This window comes from Odoribacter sp. N54.MGS-14 (assembly GCF_000980295.1).
Taxonomy (GTDB): Bacteria; Bacteroidota; Bacteroidia; order Bacteroidales; family Marinifilaceae; genus Odoribacter; species Odoribacter splanchnicus.
Window position 1 is genome coordinate 1 of record NZ_LARL01000058.1, and the last position, 19254, is coordinate 19254.

Sequence of the window (19254 nt, forward strand, 5' to 3'; positions counted from 1 at the left end):
AAAAATGCGGAATCGGGTACTATTGTTTCCACGATATCGATCTGGTAGAAGAAGCCGATACCATCGAAGCCTACGAAGCCAATCTGCAGGAAATAGTTGCCTATGCCCGCAAGAAACAGGCTGAAACAGGGATCAAACTATTGTGGGGAACAGCGAATGTCTTCGGACATGCCCGTTATATGAACGGAGCAGCTACCAATCCCGATTTCGATGTCGTGGCACGGGCTGCTGTCCAAATAAAAAACGCATTGGATGCCACTATCGCCCTCGGAGGTGAAAACTATGTTTTCTGGGGAGGCCGTGAAGGTTATATGTCCCTACTGAATACCGATCAGAAGCGTGAAAAGAACCACCTCGCCCTCCTATTGGCCAAAGCGCGGGATTATGCCCGTAGCCAAGGTTTTAAGGGAACATTCCTGATCGAACCCAAACCGATGGAACCGATGAAACACCAATACGACGCAGATACAGAAACGGTAATCGGTTTTCTTAAAGCACACGGCCTCGATAAAGATTTTAAAGTAAATATCGAAGTCAACCATGCCACTCTCGCCGGCCATACGTTCGAACACGAATTAGCCTGTGCTGTCGATGCCGGCATGTTGGGCTCCATCGACGCCAATCGGGGTGATTATCAGAACGGCTGGGATACCGATCAATTCCCGATCGATAACTTCGAATTGGTTCAGGCAATGATACAAATCATCCGGAACGGTGGATTGGGAACCGGAGGAACCAATTTCGACGCTAAAACCCGGCGCAACTCTACGGATTTGGAAGATATCTTCATTGCACACATTGCAGGAATGGATGCTTTTGCCAGAGCGCTTGAAAATGCAGACCGCCTGTTACGCGAATCTCCCCTCTGCAATATGCTCAAAGCACGCTATGCTTCTTTCGATACAGGCGCAGGAAAAGCATTCGAAGAAGGTAAACTTTCGCTGGAAGATCTGCGGGAATATGCGATCGCTCACGGAGAACCCAAACAAACCAGCGGTAAACAAGAACTATACGAAGCAATGATCAATATGTATATTTAACCATTGTCAAGTCGCCAAACTTTTGTAATTTTACATCATTCTGTACAACAGGATAGCTAGTCTATTACCATTGAATGATCTGTTTATGTCAATCGAACTACACAAAATCTACAAACGTAAAAAGAGCGACCGGGACATTTTCCAGGAATTAATGCCCTTCAAAATCAAAGAAATTCTTTTGATCGCCAATTATTATGATGCTTATACCATCGAACGGGAAGGGCAATTCACCGATAAAATCGTGGGGGAATATTTACAGGTCAACCTGTATACCGCCCCCCGTTTTACTTCTGTCGCCAGCGAAGCAGAAGCCCTGAAGATTTTGTCCGAAAGGCATATCGACCTGATCATCCTGATGGCCGGTCTGGACAAACAAACTCCTTTGGTCATCAGCCGTCATCTGAAAGATTTGTATCCGAATATCTGTCAGCTGATGCTGGTAAACAACAATTCGGACCTGGCCTATTTTCATACTATAGAAGATCGGTTGTACGAATCTATCGAAAGGTTGTTCGTCTGGAACGGTTCCACCAAGATATTCCTGGTCATGGCCAAATACATCGAGGATAAAATGAACCTCGACCGGGACACCCATTTGGGAGATATCCGGGTAATCCTATTGGTCGAAAACTCGATCCGGTATTATTCCCGTTATTTGCCTTTACTTTATACTGAGGTCATGACACAAACTCAGGAACTCATTTTCTCAGAACCTCAGGACAACGATATGAGTATTGTGATGAAAATAAGGGTAAGACCGAAAGTAATATTAGCAACCAACTATGAAGAGGCAGTATACGTTATCGATCATTACCGGGAAAATCTGATCGGAGTCATATCGGATGTGCGCTATAAACGGAATGGAGAGGAAGATGAAGAAGCCGGAATCGAATTGATCCGCTATGTCAAGCGAACCGGAGCGTATATTCCCTGTATGCTTCAAAGCCAGGAGATAGAAAATACAGTAAAAGCAGAAGAGTTGCATGCTGCTTTTATTAATAAAAATTCCCCGACTCTGGCTCATGATATCCAGGATTTTATCAAAGGATATCTGGGATTCGGAGATTTTATTTTCCGGAACAAAAACGGAGAACCGATCGACAGAGCCACTTCGATAGAAGAATTTAAACAAAAACTGCTGAGCATCCCGGATGAATCTTTGATATACCACTCCATTCGCAACGGTATTTCCACCTGGTTAATGGCCCACCGGGAAATTACTTTAGCGAAACATCTGAAAAGATACCGGTTTGAAGATTTCCCTACTCCGGCCGAAATGCGGCAATTCATCCTACGGGTATTCGAAGCGGCAGAACTGAAAAAAATCAAAGGGCGGATCATCAATTACAACCCCAAATTAGTCGATTCGAACCGTTACATCACCCGTTTAGGTAAAGGTTCCTTCGGAGGTAAAGGCCGGGGAATGGCTTTCCTGTCCAATTTTATCGAAAACGTCGATTTTAAGAAGCTGATCCCGAAACTAAAGATAGAAATTCCGAAAACGGCGATCATCGGTGTGGATGAATTTGATAACTTCATAGATAACAATGGGTTGAGTCGGATTATTTATAGTGATGAAAGTTACGAAGAAGTGAAAGCGGCCTTCATAGCGGCTCCCTTATCTCAAAAACTCAGGGACAAGCTCCGCTCCTACCTGGAAGTGATGCGTAAACCCTTGGCCGTACGCTCGTCCGGTTTGTTCGAAGATTCGCTCAGTCAGCCTTTTGCAGGTGTTTATTCTACGTATTTGATTCCCAATAACCACCCCGATATCGAACGCCGGATCGACGATCTCGAAACTGCCGTAAAACTGGTGTATTCATCGATATTCACCGATAGTTCGAGAGCTTACTTTCACGCGATCGACTGTATGATCGAAGAAGAAAAAATGGCGGTAATCCTCCAGGAGGTAGTAGGAAACGAATACAACGGAAAATATTATCCCAACATCAGTGGAGTCGCCCAATCCTATAACTTCTATCCTTTTTCTTACATTAAACCGGAAGATGGATTTGCAGTCATAGCACTGGGCCTTGGAGCATATGTGGTGGGGGGAGAAAAGACCTATCGTTTTTGTCCCCGTTATCCCAAATTGCAACTGGCCTCTATCCAGGATATGGCCCGGGATTCGCAAAAATATTTTTATGCCATAGACATGATCCATCCGGACTACAATCTGGTGAAAGACGGTGAAGATGCCGCTATCCGATCTTATGACTTGAAAGCGATAGAAGAAGACGGTAATTTACAGCATTGTGCTTCGGTCTACGATTTTATGAACGACCGCATAGGTTTCGATTTCAGTGTACGTGGCCCCCGGATTGTCAACTTTCCGGACATACTGCAATACGACTATATTCCTCTGGCTTCGACCCTGGATATACTGCTGGATATTTTCTCCCAGGCGATGGGAGCTCCCGTCGAAATGGAATTTGCAGTCAATCGGGAAAACAAAGAATGGAAATTTTATGTCCTGCAGATCAAACCCCTGATCAAAAATGAATATCATATGGATATCGACAAAGAAAATATCGATATGAGTAAAGCGATCTTACGGGCCGACAAAGGAATGGGCAACGGGAAAATCACCGACATTCAGGATCTGATTTATGTCGATCCCCGACATTTCGACCGCTTGCGCACCGAACAGATGGCCGAAGAAGTGAAATTTTTCAATGAAAAATTAAAAGCCACCGACACCCCCTATATCCTGATCGGACCGGGACGTTGGGGAACACGGGACAAATTGACCGGCATTCCTGTATTGTGGTCGGATATTTCTAAAGCCAGGATTATCGTCGAACAAGGATTAAGGGATTTCCCCCTGGACGCTTCGCTGGGGTCCCATTTCTTTCACAATGTGACTTCCATGAATGTCGGATACTTTGCCGTACCTTACGAATCGGACAGCTCCTTCATCAATTACGACATTATTCAAAATCAGCAATTGATCGAAGAAAAAGAATTCGTCCGCCACGTCCGGTTTGCCAAACCCGTAACGGTCTATATGGATGGCAAAAAACAGACTTCTGTAATCGTAGAATAGCCTTACCGGTAAAAAGGGAGCCGGACAGATAAAACAGCAACAACGAATAAAACGATGCAATCCAGTTTTAAACCGTTACTCCTGTTTTAACTGTCGGCACCGTTTTATCTACCGGCTAAAAGCCGCTATCCGTTTTATTCAACCGTAACTGATTTCGCCAGGTTTCTGGGTTGATCCACGTTGCGTCCTTTATTAACGGCAATGTAATAAGCCAGCAATTGCAAAGGGATGGAAGCTACTAAAGGAGCAAAAGGTTCCAACACATGAGGTACTTCGATGCAATAATCGGCAATATCGTGTACCAACTGGTCGCCTTCACTGACAATAGCGATTACTTTTCCTTTCCGGGCTTTGATTTCCTGTATATTACTAATGGTCTTTTCGTATATACTATCGGTAGTTGCAATAGCTACTACCGGCATTTCTGCATCGATAAGTGCTATAGGTCCATGTTTCATTTCGGCAGCAGGATATCCCTCGGCATGGATATAAGAAATCTCTTTCAATTTCAATGCTCCTTCCAAAGCGGCCGGATAGTTATAGCCACGTCCCAGATAAATGAAATTACGGGCATAAGTAAATATCTTAGATAATTCCTTTACCGGCTCGGCATTTTTCAAAACCATAGAAATCTTTTCAGGTATACCCTGCAACTCTTTTACCATTTCTTCGAAACGAGCTTGGGTAATAGTCCCTTTCTGCTGAGCAATAGTCAAGGCCAACATCGAAAGTACGGTTACCTGGCCGGTAAAAGCCTTGGTGGAAGCCACGCCGATCTCAGGTCCGACATGAATATAAGAACCCGAATCCGTAGCCCGGGCAATCGAAGAACCGACTACATTACAGATGCCGTAGATAAATGCCCCTTTCGATTTCGCCAGCTCTATCGCAGCCAGGGTATCGGCCGTTTCTCCCGACTGGGATATGGCGATCACGATATCTCCCGGATGGATCACCGGATTCCGGTAACGAAATTCCGACGCATATTCCACTTCAACAGGGATACGGCACAAATCTTCGATCAAATGTTCGCCGATCAAAGCAGCATGCCAGGAAGTACCACAGGCAACAATTACAATCCGGTTGGCATTCAGGAATTTATCCCGATTATCGATTACGCCGGAAAGTACCACACTATTTCCTCCTACATTGATTCTGCCCCGGATACAATCCTGTAAAGTACGAGGTTGTTCATAAATCTCTTTCAACATAAAGTGGGGATAACCTCCTTTTTCCAACTGGCTTAAGTTCATAGCCAGCTTTTTTATCTCAGGAGTGATTTCCACATTATTCAAATCCACTACTTTCAAAGGCTCTCCCCTACGAATCACCGCAATCTCTTCATCATTGAGGTAAACGACCTTATCCGTATATTCCACAATAGGCGTAGCATCCGAAGCTAAAAAAAACTCATCCATACCGATTCCGACAACCAAGGGGCTACTTTTACGGGCAGCTATGATCTCGTTGGGATTGCTTTTGTCCATCAATGCAATCGCATAAGCACCGATCACCTGATGCAAAGCCAACTGTACACCTGTACATAGATCCACCTGGTTGGTACGCATAATATACTCTACTAAATACACGATGACTTCGGTATCCGTATTACTGCGAAAAATATATCCTTTATTTTCCAATTCGGCCCGTAACACCGTATAGTTCTCGATGATACCGTTATGGATCAGGGCCAGATTTTTCGATTGGGAATAATGGGGATGTGCATTTACATCATTAGGTTCCCCGTGAGTAGCCCAACGAGTATGGGCTATACCGATACAACCCGATATATCTTTCGACTCGGCAAAACGCTCCAGATCAGCCACCTTGCCCTTCGTCTTATAAACATTCAATTCTTGATTATCCGAAATCAAGGCAATACCTGCGCTGTCGTATCCACGATATTCAAGACGATGCAAACCTTTGATCAGAATAGGATAAGCTTCTTTAGTTCCTATATAACCTACTATTCCACACATAAATTTTTATTTTAGCCCCTTAGGCTTATTTCTATTTTCCATAAATTCGGAAACAAAAATATAATATCGATAGCAAAGTAGGTTGGGTAGTAACATTTTTTTACAACATTTTAAACTTTATACATGTTTTATTACTTTCATAAAGCAGCGCTGACAATCGAATTCCAATCGGAACCGATGTTTGTCGTTGACCAGAAAAAGCGGAAATTCCAAATCTTTGTTTTTCTGCATTTTTCGGCAACGTCCTAATTCATACAACAGGCAATAACGGGTATGCATTAAATCTTTTTCCCCCGACTGAAATCCCGATTTCTCAAAACATGCTCCGACAACAGGTACCCCACAAGCTTCATAGAAATTTTTCGCTCCCTGATTAGCAATATTATAGTGCCAATCGGCTTCAACGGGAACAGAAGTCAGGGGCTTCCTATGTCCCGGTAACATTTTCTCCCGCCGGGCTTCTCTGGCCTCTATCAATTCTTCCAATAATTTCCGACGTAATGCATTGGCCGCTGCTGCCGGAATAAATAAGACCTCTTCGCCGTTCAAATCTACACTCTCACACTCAAAATCGGAATCTCCGCATTTCAGGAGTTGTTGTTTGAGGCGTTCTGCCTGCTGAGGATTCTGTGCCTTTTCAAAAGTTTCTTCCGAGCGTAAAATCACTTGTACGCCATCTTCGTCGGTCACTTCCAGCCATAAACAGCGATCCGCTGTCCATGCTTTTATTTTTATCCGGATCTTCCGTACGGATTTCACTTTGTCCAAACGGATATTAAAGCGATGATCGTAATTCCGGAACAATTCGGTCCCCGGCCGGAGCTTTACCGTTTCATTACAAACAATCCGGTTTCCCACAGCTTCATTGACCTTTATCCCTTTCAATCCGCCCTGCTCCAAATAGCATAATCCGTCTCCGTTCGCCAACTCCCCGATAGCATCCAAAATAATAGTATTTCCCTTTATTTCTTTAACTATCCCTATCTTTTTTCCCATCGATTTCGGCGTATCCATATTAACTAATCCCCTGTGCCGTCCCCTGATAAAATAATCGGAACTTCCCCGGCTGAAACTCCGCTCAGGATCTGCTTCGAATGCCGACAGGATATGTCCGGAACCACTCCGCACAATGCCGGGGTGGTTCCCGATCAGCGAAGAATAATAATTCGTAACATTCGCCACATAATTCTCATCCTTCAGGCGCCCTTCTATTTTAAACGAATCGACTCCGGCTTCTATTAAATCATCGATATAAGAAGAAAGATTCAAATCTTTGAGAGACAATACATATTTATCTCTAATCAACTTTTTCCCACTGTTATCTTCGACAGTCCATTTCATCCGGCAAGGCTGCGCACATTCGCCCCGGTTAGCCGAGCGGCCGAACATATATTGAGAGAGATAACATTGTCCGCTCAGACTGACACACAAAGCCCCGTGTATAAACACTTCCAGTTCGGCTTTCACCTCTTTCCGGATCTCCCGGATTTGCTCCAACGAAAGCTCCCGGGCCAATACAATCCGTTGAAATCCCAGCTGATCTAAAAACTTAATTCGTTCGAGTTCATAATTGTGCATCTGTGTGCTGGCATGCAAACAAATCGGGGGCAGATCCATATTCAATATGCCCGGATCCTGAATGATCAAAGCATCGACCCCGATCGCGTACAATTGCCGGATCATTTTTTCCGCTTCGGCCAACTCCGAATCATACAATATTGTATTCAGGGTAACGAATACCCGGCAATAAAAACGATGGGCATACCTCACCAAAGTCCCGATATCTTCAAGACTGTTGGCTGCAGCTTTACGGGCCCCGAAAGCAGGTGCCCCGATATATACCGCATCGGCCCCATTATCGATAGCGGCCTTACCGACAACAAGATCCCTGGCCGGAGATAATAATTCTACTTTTTGCATATGTTCCTCTTTCGACTAGAACGGCTCATTCCTTCCCTGTAGAAGCGATGCGATTTATTTCAATTCCAGTTCAGGCCACTTATCCCCCTCAACCACAGGTAATTCCAACAGACGACAATCCGGGAAATGTTCATCCAGATATTGCCGGATAATGGTAATCGAGTCATTCTTGATCCACTCACTGTCGTTGGGAAAGTCGTTATAAACGACGTAAGCTACCTCGATACCGCGTAGACGACACAATTCAAGACTCATCAGGGTGTGGTTGATACTGCCCAATTTTGACGACGACACCAATATCAACGGATGTTTATATTCCTGGATATAATCGATCGTCAGATACTGCCGGCTGACAGGCACATACAACCCACCGGCCCCCTCGAGCAATACGACATCGTAAGCGGCAGCTAATTTTTCTGTAGACCGATGAATCCGCTCTACATCGATTTCTACCCGGTCGATCTCGGCTGCCAAATGAGGCGAAGACGGGTAAGTCATGACATAAGGACAGGTCGTACCGTCTCTATCTACTTCCTGAGGAGGAATCCCCATAATTTCCCGGTGTTTCAGTATATCTTCCGAAATACCGACACATCCGGTCTGAATAAACTTCTGAGTGATCACATGCACTCCTTTTTGTAACAACGTCCGGGCTATTACTCCCGTAACGATCGATTTTCCGGCATCTGTATCGATCCCGCTAATAAAATATACAGCCATGTTTCAACTTATAATTTTATCTTACCACAAACTCCCCCTTATAGGTCTGTTTCAATTCATTCGGACAAAAATATAAAATTCAAGCTGAAATCAATTTTATTTTTAACAGATTGTTTCTAATTTCGCACGTATAATAACCAAGATTCTAAATTGAGAACACATGAAAATCAGAAATCTTTTTGTTATGTTATTGCTTGGTGGAAGTCTGATCTTCTCAGGCAGTGTTTTTACAGGGTGTGCCAGCTGGAGTAATACAGGTAAAGGTGCCGCGATCGGTGCCGGAAGTGGTGCTGCCTTAGGTGCAGGAATCGGAGCTCTTGCCGGAAAGGGTAAAGGAGCTGCCATCGGTGCTGCAGTAGGCGCTGCCGTCGGTTCAGGAACCGGAGCTTTAATCGGTCGCCGGATGGACAAACAAAAAAAAGAACTGGAAGCGATCGAAGGCGCTAAAGTCGAGTCTGTACAGGATGTCAATAACCTGCAAGCCATAAAGGTAACCTTCGACAATGGTATCCTTTTCGCCACCAATAAGAGCGAACTTAGTCCGGCTTCCAGAGAAGCCTTGACGAAATTCGCCACTTCCCTGAAAAATTCTCCGGATACGGACGTGACCATCTACGGTCATACCGACAATACCGGTACCCGTGCAGTAAACGAACGCATTTCTAAAGAACGTGCAGATGCCGTCGCCAACTTTCTGGTAGGCCAGGGAATCAGCCGTTCCCGTTTGACGACCGAAGGCCTTGCATTCGATCAGCCTGTGGCCGATAACAGCACTGCCGAAGGACGGGCACAGAACCGGAGAGTAGAAATATATATCACGGCGAATGCCGACATGATCAAGAAAGCTGAATCCGGACAACTCAACTAATTCTTTTGAATTTTTAATAAAAAGAAGTGATCCCCAAAGTCAAAAATTTGACTTTGGGTGATTAGTCCAATATAAATCGACAAACCTCCGGCTTCGATCAATAAGTATGAATCAAAACCGGAGGTTTATAATTAAAATTCCCGAAGAACTCGCACCTGTGGCTTGCAAAGCCAGAGAACGTGTCAAAAAAAATTATTCCGACAAAATAGCAGCCAAAGCAATCGAATTCAATTTCGTTTCAACACTATCTCCGCGCGAAGACAATACACTCGGAACTTTTGCTCCGACCAGTACTGCTCCCTGTTTAGAATGCCCTAATTTCGTATTGGTTTTATAAAATACATTCCCGGATTCCAGATTGGGAAAAATCAAACAATCCGCATCTCCGGCAACTACCGACTGCATTTTCTTTATTTCGGCAGCTTCTTTATCGACAGCTACATCCAAAGCCATCGGCCCCTCGATTATGCACCCTGGGATCTGTCCCCGCTCTCCCATTTTCGACAAGATGGCAGCATCGACTGTAGATTGCACTTTAGGCAAGACCTGTTCCGTCGGAGCGATCATCGCTACTTTCGGTTTTTCAACTCCCAAAGCTCTCGCAGTAATCGTCACATATTTGATCATAGAAATTTTCTGATTCAAATCGGGACAAGGAATCACAGCCACATCACTAACAGTCAATAATTTATGATAAGACGAGCATTCCATCACCGTTACATGCGACAGAATTGCATTGGGCGCTACCAATCCCCGTTCCTTATTTAAGATCGCCCGCATATATTTATCGGTACTCACCAATCCTTTCATGATAACATCGGCTTCACCGTTTCGGATCATTTCGACAGCCGTTTCAGCTCCCCGGACATCATTCGGTTCATGGACAATTTTAAAACACGATTCATCATAACCGTTTTCTTTACACACTCCTTTGATAGTCTCCGTATCCCCTACCAATATTCCTTCCACCAATCCGGCCTTTACTGCCATATACACAGCTTCTATAGAATGACTATCATTAGCAAAAGCAACCACTAAACGCTTTTTACGGGTATATCCTTTCAATACCTCATAAATATCGCTGATCTTTTCAATTTTCATAGTTCAAACTGTTATTTAGTTGTAATCTGAAACAAAAATACATATTAAAATTTAAAACCAAAAGATTACTGCACATTTTATTATAATGTGTGCAATTTTCATACCAAACCTGTTTTCTCTTTAAAAAACTTTTTTCTCCAGCTGCTAATCCTGAATCTTTATTATCTTTGTCATTGCATTTACCAGTCTGCAGGTGGCCTTGCTAAAACAAAATATTACAGCCCTTTATTTGATTAAGGTATCCAAGTGGTTTACCTTGATTATGCCTATTATCGTATTATTTTACGAAGAAAATGGATTGGGCTTAAAGGACATCTTCCTTTTAAAAAGTGTCTACTCGATTGTTCTGGTTAGTCTCGACATCCCGACGGGTTATCTGGCCGATGCCTGGGGACGGAAAAATTGTTTGATTACGGGTTGTATCGTCGCTTTCGGAGGCTACATCTGTTATTCGCTATCCTCTACTTTCTATGCATTTTTTATTGCCGAGATCCTGCTGGGAATAGGCCAAAGTTTGGTTTCCGGCGCCGATTCGGCTCTTTTATACGACACGATGCTTCATTACGACCGGGAAAACGAATACCTGAAATATGAAGGTAAAGTAACGATGATCGGGAATTTTTCGGAAGCCTTCGCGGGTATTTTCGGCGGACTGTTAGCCACATTTTCGCTCCGTCTGCCTTTCTACTGTCAGATTTTGATTGCCTTTATCGGTATTCCGGCAGCTTTGACTTTACAGGAATTCAATGTCAAAACCAAAATTGTCAATCCTTTAGCCAATATCTGGAAAATCATTCGATATTCGCTATTTACGAATAAAAGCCTTTGCTACGACATTATGTTCTCCGGCATTATCGGAGCAGCCACCCTGACTATGGCCTGGTTCGTACAACCGGTATTGATGAAAATAGAACTTCCGACCGCGCTTTTCGGTATCGTGTGGACAGTATTGAACCTCACTGTAGGCATAGCTGCCCTATATTCGGACAAACTCAACCGCAAGCTGGGAGAAAACCGGACATATACCCTTATTCTGATACTCATCGCCGGAGGTTATCTGGCCGTCTCTTTCTGCCTGAATTATTTCAGTTTATTTTTATTCTTCCTCTTTTATATCGTACGCGGATTCGCCACTCCTATTCTTAAAGGATATATCAATCGCCAGACCTTCTCGGAGATGCGTGCCACCGTCCTGTCGATCCGGAATTTCATCATCCGCCTGATTTTCGCCACGATGGCTCCTTTTATCGGTTGGTTGAATGACTCGATTTCCCTGGCCTTCGCCCTTCAGATCACCGCCCTTATTATTTTTGTCCCCGGCCTGATATTTCTGATATTACAATGGAATAAAAAGTAAATTACTATCTCCGTTAAAGCGGACTTGCCACAACGGCGTCCCCCGGAACCGTAATGATCTTATTACGGTTGATCGGTAGCTTTATATCCCGCTCAATCACATCAAACGGAATTTCACGTTGTCAGATAGCAATAAGAGATTTTTTATAAAACAAAGGTAAAAATGGTTTCCTAAATTTCAGGAAACAAATGCATCCATATTTCCTTAAAAACAGGAAACATTAAGCAGATTCTACGATATTTACAGAGTTGTCTGGGTTAAATCGTATCTGATCCTAAATAATAAAAAATTTAAAACGTTTGTTTCCATCTCTTTTTCTATTATCTTTGAACCGGATTTTCAGAAGGGGTGCCTTAATATTACGGGCTGAGATTATACCCAATAACCTGATCCGGGTAATGCCGGCGTAGGTAGAGTGAGCAAAATTTCATTTTTTAAAATTATTCCCCCTTTCAGATGGTCCGCTAAACCTAAAACAGTAGATCATGCATATTTTTATCAACGACGTAGCTACGGAATGCCCCGAAAACAGCACTATTTTACAGGTACTGACCCAACAAGACATTTCTCCCCTAAACATCGCCATTGCCTTGGACAATACGGTCGTACCTAAAGCACAATGGGAAACGACATTGATTCGGGACGGTTCGCAACTACTCATTATCAAAGCGGTACAGGGAGGATAAACCGACTTTCCTAATTAATAATCAGTATATTAAAATCAGAATCTAATCATAATGGAAAATTTCGAAATCACTTCAGGCCCACTACCGGGTTCCGAAAAAATTTACGTAACAGGTTCCCGGTCGGATATCCAGGTTCCGATGCGGAAAATCAAATTATCCCCTACCGTCGATCTGGATGGCAGTAAGATTGAAAATGAAGATGTCGTCGTATACGATACTTCCGGTCCTTATACAGATACGAATTATACTGTCGATCTGCAAAAAGGTCTTCCTAAACTGAGAGAAAACTGGATCGAGGAACGCCAGGATACCGTTAAATTAGAGGGACTCAGTTCGGAATACGGCAGAATGAGGCAGGAAGACAAAAGTCTGGATTCTCTTCGCTTCGAACATGTAAATACCCATCCGCGAATCGCCCGCGAAGGGGCTCAGGTATCCCAATTATACTATGCCCGTCAGGGAATCATTACCCCGGAAATGGAGTATATCGCTATCCGGGAAAATCAATTGGCAGACCGAATCCGGGAAAAATATAAAAAAGAAAAAGGCGAATCGTTCGGTGCTCATATTCCCGATTATATCACTCCCGAATTTGTCCGGCAGGAAGTGGCTGCCGGCAGGGCCATTATTCCGGCCAACATCAATCATCCGGAATGCGAGCCGATGATTATCGGCCGGAACTTTCTGGTAAAAATCAATGCCAATATCGGTAATTCGCCGGTAACTTCTTCGATTGCCGAGGAAGTCGAAAAAGCAGTATGGGCATTCCGCTGGGGAGCCGATACGATCATGGACCTGTCGACCGGAAAGAATATACACGAAACCAGGGAATGGATTATCCGCAATTCACCGGTACCCGTAGGTACGGTTCCTTTATACCAGACCCTGGAGAAAGTCGGCGGGAATGTTGAAAAACTCAATTGGGAGATTTTCCGGGATACCCTGATCGAACAAGCCGAACAAGGAGTAGACTATTTTACCATTCACGCCGGCTTGCGTTGGAAACATGTGCCTCTGACCTTGAAACGCCTTACCGGCATTGTTTCCCGGGGAGGTTCGATCATGGCACATTGGTGTACGACCCACAAACAGGAAAGCTTCATTTACGAACATTTCGAAGAGATCTGCCAGATTCTGGCTAAATATGATGTCGGTATTTCCTTGGGAGACGGCCTGCGTCCCGGTTGTATCGCCGATGCCAACGACACGGCTCAGATCGAAGAATTGAAGACACTGGGCGAACTCTGCCAAACTGCCTGGAAATACAATGTACAGGCGATCATCGAAGGTCCGGGACATGTGCCCATGCAAAAGATCAAGGAAAATATGGACCTGCAATTGAAATACTGCCGGGAAGCTCCCTTCTATACCCTGGGACCGCTGGTAACCGATATCGCTCCCGGTTACGATCACATCACTTCAGCTATCGGCGGAGCGATGATCGGCTGGTTCGGTACCGCTATGTTGTGTTATGTTACTCAAAAAGAACATCTCGGCTTACCGAACCGTGACGATGTTAAAGAAGGAGTGATCACATTCAAACTGGCAGCCCATGCAGCCGATTTAGCCAAAGGCCATCCGGCCGCTTATTTCCGGGATTATGCCATGAGTAAAGCCCGCTTCGAATTCCGCTGGAAAGATCAGTTTCACCTGGCACTCGATTCGGAAAAAGCGATAAAATTCCACGATGAAACCCTACCGGACGAAGGCCACAAGGAGGCACATTTCTGTTCCATGTGCGGTGAACATTTCTGCTCCATGCGGGCCAGTAAAAAACTAAGGGAAAAAATCAGCCAGGAAAATAAATAATAAAGGTCTCGAGCCGCGAAACAGTTATTTATGAAAATAATCGTCATTACTTCACCCACTCCGGTCAAAGACGAAGCAGCCATTTGTAATCATCTCTTTACACACGGCCTGAAGTACCTGCATTTAAGAAAACCGGGTGCTTCAGCCGAAGTGTATGAAAGATTTATCCGGCAGATTTTCCCTGTCTACCGGAACAGGATCGTACTTCACGAGCATTATGAATTAGTGAAAAAATATCGGTTGCACGGAATACATTTAAAGTATCCACAAGCGAATGAATATATCTACTATATTCAGCAATATGCTGTGAGTATCTCTTGTCACCGTGTGGATGAAATCCGGCAACTTCCTTTCCGTCCTGCCTATTGTTTTCTGAGTCCTATTTTCGATAGTATCTCCAAAACGGGATACCGGAGCCGATTCGGGCAATTACCGGACTTATCGGACATCGATTGTCCTGTGATCGCCTTGGGAGGCCTCGAGCCTAATAAAACCGGCTTATGCCGCCGAGCCGGTTTCGAAGGAATCGCCGTTTTAGGATACCTTTGGAATAATCCCGATGAAGCTATCGAAAGATACATCCGCCTGAAAACTCCATTCGTACTCAGTATCGCAGGGTTCGATCCCTCCTCGGGTGCAGGAATCGGTGCCGATTTGAAAACTTTCGAAGCCACGGGAAGTTATGGATTGGGCGTTTGTTCGGCTCTGACTTTTCAAAATGAAGACACTTTTACCGGAGTACATTGGACCGCCTGGGAGGATATCAAAAAACAATGTGACTTATTATTGCAAAAGTACAATATCGAATTTCTGAAAATCGGACTGATCGAAAGTTTCGAAATCCTGGACCGGTTATTGGATTATTTGCTCGATCAGGACAAACGACTCAAAATAATCTGGGACCCTATCCTGAAAGCCAGTGCCGGTTTTTCATTTCACCGGTATACCCCCGAAGATCAGGAAAGACTAAAACGCATCCTTGACCGTGTTTATCTTATCACCCCGAATACGGACGAACTTTACCGATTATTCGGAGAAGGAATCACTCCCGATCGGTTACAAATCGTCTGTCGGGATCACCACCTGAATATCCTCTGGAAAGGAGGACACAACGCTGGAGTGGATGCTACCGACGTCTTATTCCAACCCGACCGGACGACTAATTTCTCGGTTCCCCGTAGTCGGTACACCAAACACGGAACCGGTTGTACCCTATCGTCAGCCCTCCTGTCAGCCCTGGCTCAAGGAGATGCCCTAGCTACTTCCTGTAATAAAGCACAGCTCTATGTATCCCGCTTTATCGAAAGCAACAACAGCCTGTTAGGTTATCATTGCATTGGAAAATATACTCCCGACTCAAAGCCCTGGCTCGGTGAATTGTCTTTGCAGTATATCACCGCTCCCAAAGAAGGGATGACCCTCTGCGAGCAGGTTGAAGCGGTCTGTCAGGGAGGAATGCGCTGGATTCAACTCCGTATGAAAGGAGCCTCCCTCGCCGAAATGCTCTGTGAAGGGAGAAAGGTAAAAGAGATTTGCCGGCGTCACCGGGCACTCTTTATTATCAACGATCGGGTCGACGTCGCCCGTTTACTGGAAGCCGACGGTGTGCACCTGGGCAAAGAGGATATGGATCCATGGGAAGCCAGGCGGATACTGGGCCCCGGTAAGATCGTCGGTGCCACTTGTAACACCTGGGATGACATCCTGCTCCGGCAAAAACAGCAGGTCGACTATATCGGTCTGGGGCCTTATGCTTTTACCACAACGAAAGAGAAACTCAGTCCGGTCCTCGGATTGGAAGGTTACCGGTTTCTATTGGGCCGAATGCAGGAAAATAAGATTTCGATTCCGGTCTTCGCTATCGGCGGAATAACGGAAACCGATATTCCGCCGCTAATGCAAACAGGTATTCAGGGAATCGCTTTATCGGGCCTGATCAAAAATAGTCCTGACCTAAAAAGGCAAACAATAAAAATATTAAATTTATTAAATTCATAAACCATGGAAACACTCAAAATTGCAGATAAAACCTTTACTTCCCGCTTATTCACCGGAACCGGAAAATTCTCTTCCAATCAAGTGATGGAAGAAGCGATAATCGCTTCTGAAAGTCAATTGGTTACCGTAGCCATGAAACGGATCCGGATGGAAGATAAGAACGACGATATGTTAAAGCACATTCTCCGTCCAGGTGTACAATTATTACCCAACACCTCCGGCGTACGGGATGCCAAGGAAGCCATTTTTGCCGCTCAATTATCCCGGGAAGCTTTCGGTACCAACTGGCTGAAACTGGAAATTCATCCCGATCCCCGCTATCTGCTGCCCGATCCGGTAGAAACCCTGAAAGCCACCGAAGAACTGGCTAAGCTGGGGTTTATTGTACTTCCTTACTGTCAGGCCGACCCGGTATTGTGTAAACGTCTGGAAGATGCCGGAGCCGCAACGGTGATGCCTTTAGGAGCACCTATCGGTACGAATCAGGGGTTACAAACCCGTGAATTTTTACGTATCATCATCGAACAAAGCAATATTCCGGTAGTCGTAGATGCCGGTATCGGTGCTCCCAGCCATGCTGCAGAAGCGATGGAATTAGGAGCAGATGCAGTACTTGTAAACACAGCGATAGCCGTCGCAGGCAATCCGGTGGAAATGGCCAAAGCTTTTAAGGTAGCCGTCGAAGCCGGACGGATGGCTTATGAGGCCGGACTAGCCGGAAAAAGTATCGCTGCCGAAGCAAGCAGTCCTCTGACCGCTTTCTTGAAATAAACAGACAATCCGATTTAATTTTAATAATATGTTTTCGGAAGAACTTGAAAAATATTCCTGGGAAGAAACGACCCGGGAAATCTACTCTAAAACAGCCGCCGATGTAGAACTGGCTTTAAGTAAAAGCCAGTTGGCCATCGACGATTTTATGGCCCTGATTTCTCCGGCTGCAGAGAAATACCTGGAACCGATGGCCGCATTAAGCCAAAAATATACCTTACAAAGATTCGGGAAAACCATATCGATGTATATCCCCTTGTATATCACTAATTCGTGTACAAATTTCTGTGTCTATTGCGGATTCAATCACAACAATCCCCTCAAACGGGTCATCCTCAATGAGGAAGAGATTCTCAATGAATTGCATGCTATCAAAAAACTGGGAAATTTTGAAAATTTATTGATCGTTACAGGGGAGAATCCGAAGGAGGCCGGTGTCGACTATCTGGAACGCGCATTGCAGTTGGCCCATCCTCTTTTTGCTAACCTTTCTATTGAAGTAATGCCTCTGAAAGCAGAAGATTATAAACGTCTTACGCATTCAGGATTAAATGGAGTGGTTTGTTTTCAGGAGACCTATAACCGGGCACGCTATAACGTTTATCATCCGAAAGGCATGAAATCCAAATTCGACTGGCGGGTCAACGGTTTCGACCGTATGGGGCAAGCCCATGTACACAAAATCGGTTTGGGAGTTTTAATCGGTCTGGAGGAATGGCGTACGGATGTAACTATGATGGCCCGCCACCTGCGTTACCTGCAAAAACATTACTGGCAAACCAAATACAGCGTCAATTTTCCACGGATGCGTCCTTCGGAAGGCCATTTCCAGCCTAATGTTATCCTGGAGGACCGTGCCTTGGCCCAATTGATCTTCGCTTTCCGTATATTCGACCATGATGTCGATATCTCGATTTCTACCCGGGAAGGGGCCGAGTTCCGCAATAATATGCTCCCTTTGGGTATTACTTCCCTGAGTGCCGGATCGAAAACCGAACCCGGAGGGTATTTCACTTATCCTCAGGCTCTGGAACAATTCCACATCAGTGACGAACGCACTCCTGAGGAAGTTGCCGACAGTATACGTCAAAAAGGATACGAACCGGTATGGAAAGACTGGGACGGATGGATGTAATTCAACCGGAATTACATCCCCAATACCAGATAAATAATCGACTATGGGAGAAAAAGAACGCTATGCCAGGCATTTGATTTTGGAAGAAATCGGAGAGCCTGGACAAGAAAAATTGAAACGGGCGAAAGTATTGGTTGTAGGAGCCGGCGGATTAGGTTCCCCCGTCTTACTCTATTTGACTGCTGCCGGAATCGGCCGGATCGGTATACTCGACAATGATATAGTCTCGGAGAGTAATCTTCAACGTCAGATTCTCTACGATACCCAATGTTTAGGAGCCCTGAAGGTCGAAGTCGCTGCCCGGAAGCTTCAGGCTTTAAATCCCTATACAACTATTGTACCCTACGCTCAGCGGCTGACTTCGGAAAACACTTTTATCATCGCTGAATACGATCTGGTAATAGACGCAACCGATAATCTGCCTTCCCGTTACCTGATCGACGAAGCCTGCGTCCGATACGGTAAACCGTTCGTTTATGGAAGTATTTGTGAGTTTAAAGGTCAGGTTTCCGTTTTTAATTACCAGGGAGGTCCTACTTACCGTGACCTTTACGAATACCATGATGCTATCGCTGAGTTTCAGCAACCACAAGGCGTCATCGGCGCATTACCGGGAGTCGTCGGTTCGATCCAGGCTAATGAAGCCATCAAGCTTATCCTGGGAAGTCAGGATACTCTTTCCGGCAAATTACTGCTGATCGATCTGTTGAAAGGCAGTTTCCAAACCATGAACTTTATAAACTAAAAGGGGCTGTCCAAAAAGTCGGATAGCCCCTTTTGCTATTGTTTATTTCGGTAAAAAGAATTATCTTACCGTTGCAAAA

Annotated in this window: 14 protein-coding genes and 1 riboswitch; of the genes, 10 read left to right on the top strand and 4 right to left on the bottom strand. The window is 44.8% G+C overall.

Annotated features, from left to right (window positions below; genetic code table 11):
- Together xylA and WS42_RS11150 are read left to right on the top strand one after the other, a co-directional pair.
- The coding region (gene xylA, locus WS42_RS11145; RefSeq protein WP_046451106.1) for a xylose isomerase at positions 1 to 1040 on the top strand (1040 nt) is incomplete at its 5' end.
- A gap of 85 nt (positions 1041 to 1125) precedes the next feature.
- Positions 1126 to 4086, top strand: coding sequence for a PEP/pyruvate-binding domain-containing protein (locus WS42_RS11150; RefSeq protein ID WP_046451107.1), 2961 nt, complete (start codon positions 1126 to 1128; stop codon positions 4084 to 4086).
- 134 nt (positions 4087 to 4220) lie between these two features.
- On the opposite strand, the gene glmS is transcribed toward WS42_RS11150, so the two are convergent.
- The 3 genes from glmS to bioD form a co-directional block, all read right to left on the bottom strand.
- The gene (gene glmS / locus WS42_RS11155) at positions 4221 to 6065 is read right to left on the bottom strand and encodes a glutamine--fructose-6-phosphate transaminase (isomerizing) (protein WP_013610969.1); all 1845 of its coding nucleotides are present in this window, start codon (positions 6063 to 6065) and stop codon (positions 4221 to 4223) included.
- Between the two features lie 117 nt (positions 6066 to 6182).
- A complete protein-coding gene (locus WS42_RS11160) occupies positions 6183 to 7985 on the bottom strand; it encodes a peptidase U32 family protein (protein ID WP_013610968.1) in 1803 nt (600 codons plus the stop codon).
- A 54-nt stretch (positions 7986 to 8039) separates the two neighbouring features.
- The gene (bioD, locus tag WS42_RS11165) at positions 8040 to 8705 is read right to left on the bottom strand and encodes a dethiobiotin synthase (protein WP_013610967.1); all 666 of its coding nucleotides are present in this window, start codon (positions 8703 to 8705) and stop codon (positions 8040 to 8042) included.
- Between the two features lie 160 nt (positions 8706 to 8865).
- Between bioD and WS42_RS11170 the strand changes: the two genes are divergently transcribed.
- Entirely contained in the window at positions 8866 to 9573 is a 708-nt protein-coding gene (locus tag WS42_RS11170; RefSeq protein ID WP_013610966.1) for a YiaD family glycine zipper/OmpA-like lipoprotein, read from the top strand.
- 192 nt (positions 9574 to 9765) lie between these two features.
- On the opposite strand, the gene WS42_RS11175 is transcribed toward WS42_RS11170, so the two are convergent.
- The gene (locus WS42_RS11175) at positions 9766 to 10674 is read right to left on the bottom strand and encodes a phosphate acyltransferase (protein WP_013610965.1); all 909 of its coding nucleotides are present in this window, start codon (positions 10672 to 10674) and stop codon (positions 9766 to 9768) included.
- A gap of 262 nt (positions 10675 to 10936) precedes the next feature.
- Here WS42_RS11175 and WS42_RS11180 point away from each other — a divergent pair, with 262 nt between their 5' ends.
- From WS42_RS11180 to WS42_RS11210, 7 genes are all read left to right on the top strand, one after another.
- Positions 10937 to 12031 (top strand): MFS transporter, encoded by a 1095-nt coding sequence (locus WS42_RS11180; RefSeq protein ID WP_022160307.1) that lies wholly within the window; start codon positions 10937 to 10939, stop codon positions 12029 to 12031.
- Positions 12032 to 12365: 334 nt separating this feature from the next.
- Positions 12366 to 12462: riboswitch (TPP riboswitch) on the top strand.
- 54 nt (positions 12463 to 12516) lie between these two features.
- A complete protein-coding gene (gene thiS, locus WS42_RS11185) occupies positions 12517 to 12717 on the top strand; it encodes a sulfur carrier protein ThiS (protein WP_022160308.1) in 201 nt (66 codons plus the stop codon).
- A 51-nt stretch (positions 12718 to 12768) separates the two neighbouring features.
- Positions 12769 to 14526, top strand: a complete 1758-nt coding sequence (gene thiC / locus WS42_RS11190) for a phosphomethylpyrimidine synthase ThiC (RefSeq protein WP_022160309.1) — start codon at positions 12769 to 12771, stop codon at positions 14524 to 14526.
- 30 nt (positions 14527 to 14556) lie between these two features.
- Positions 14557 to 16524: a thiamine phosphate synthase gene (locus tag WS42_RS15540; RefSeq protein ID WP_022160310.1), complete on the top strand. Its 1968-nt coding sequence runs from the start codon at positions 14557 to 14559 to the stop codon at positions 16522 to 16524.
- A 3-nt stretch (positions 16525 to 16527) separates the two neighbouring features.
- The gene (locus WS42_RS11200) at positions 16528 to 17295 is read left to right on the top strand and encodes a thiazole synthase (RefSeq protein ID WP_013610956.1); all 768 of its coding nucleotides are present in this window, start codon (positions 16528 to 16530) and stop codon (positions 17293 to 17295) included.
- A 28-nt stretch (positions 17296 to 17323) separates the two neighbouring features.
- Entirely contained in the window at positions 17324 to 18430 is a 1107-nt protein-coding gene (gene thiH, locus WS42_RS11205) for a 2-iminoacetate synthase ThiH (protein WP_013610955.1), read from the top strand.
- A 43-nt stretch (positions 18431 to 18473) separates the two neighbouring features.
- The gene (locus WS42_RS11210) at positions 18474 to 19175 is read left to right on the top strand and encodes a HesA/MoeB/ThiF family protein (protein ID WP_013610954.1); all 702 of its coding nucleotides are present in this window, start codon (positions 18474 to 18476) and stop codon (positions 19173 to 19175) included.
- The last annotated feature ends 79 nt before the right edge of the window (positions 19176 to 19254 follow it).

Bases quoted from the DNA above. Each gene is read 5' to 3' on its own strand.
- WS42_RS11180 (WP_022160307.1), top strand. From the start codon at position 10,937: ATGCCTATTATCGTATTATTTTACGAAGAAAATGGATTGGGCTTAAAG.
- bioD (WP_013610967.1), bottom strand. From the start codon at position 8,705: ATGGCTGTATATTTTATTAGCGGGATCGATACAGATGCCGGAAAATCG.
- thiH (WP_013610955.1), top strand. From the start codon at position 17,324: ATGTTTTCGGAAGAACTTGAAAAATATTCCTGGGAAGAAACGACCCGG.
- WS42_RS11200 (WP_013610956.1), top strand. From the start codon at position 16,528: ATGGAAACACTCAAAATTGCAGATAAAACCTTTACTTCCCGCTTATTC.
- WS42_RS15540 (WP_022160310.1), top strand. From the start codon at position 14,557: ATGAAAATAATCGTCATTACTTCACCCACTCCGGTCAAAGACGAAGCA.
- glmS (WP_013610969.1), bottom strand. From the start codon at position 6,065: ATGTGTGGAATAGTAGGTTATATAGGAACTAAAGAAGCTTATCCTATT.
- WS42_RS11175 (WP_013610965.1), bottom strand. From the start codon at position 10,674: ATGAAAATTGAAAAGATCAGCGATATTTATGAGGTATTGAAAGGATAT.
- WS42_RS11170 (WP_013610966.1), top strand. From the start codon at position 8,866: ATGAAAATCAGAAATCTTTTTGTTATGTTATTGCTTGGTGGAAGTCTG.
- WS42_RS11210 (WP_013610954.1), top strand. From the start codon at position 18,474: ATGGGAGAAAAAGAACGCTATGCCAGGCATTTGATTTTGGAAGAAATC.
- thiS (WP_022160308.1), top strand. From the start codon at position 12,517: ATGCATATTTTTATCAACGACGTAGCTACGGAATGCCCCGAAAACAGC.
- WS42_RS11160 (WP_013610968.1), bottom strand. From the start codon at position 7,985: ATGCAAAAAGTAGAATTATTATCTCCGGCCAGGGATCTTGTTGTCGGT.
- WS42_RS11150 (WP_046451107.1), top strand. From the start codon at position 1,126: ATGTCAATCGAACTACACAAAATCTACAAACGTAAAAAGAGCGACCGG.
- thiC (WP_022160309.1), top strand. From the start codon at position 12,769: ATGGAAAATTTCGAAATCACTTCAGGCCCACTACCGGGTTCCGAAAAA.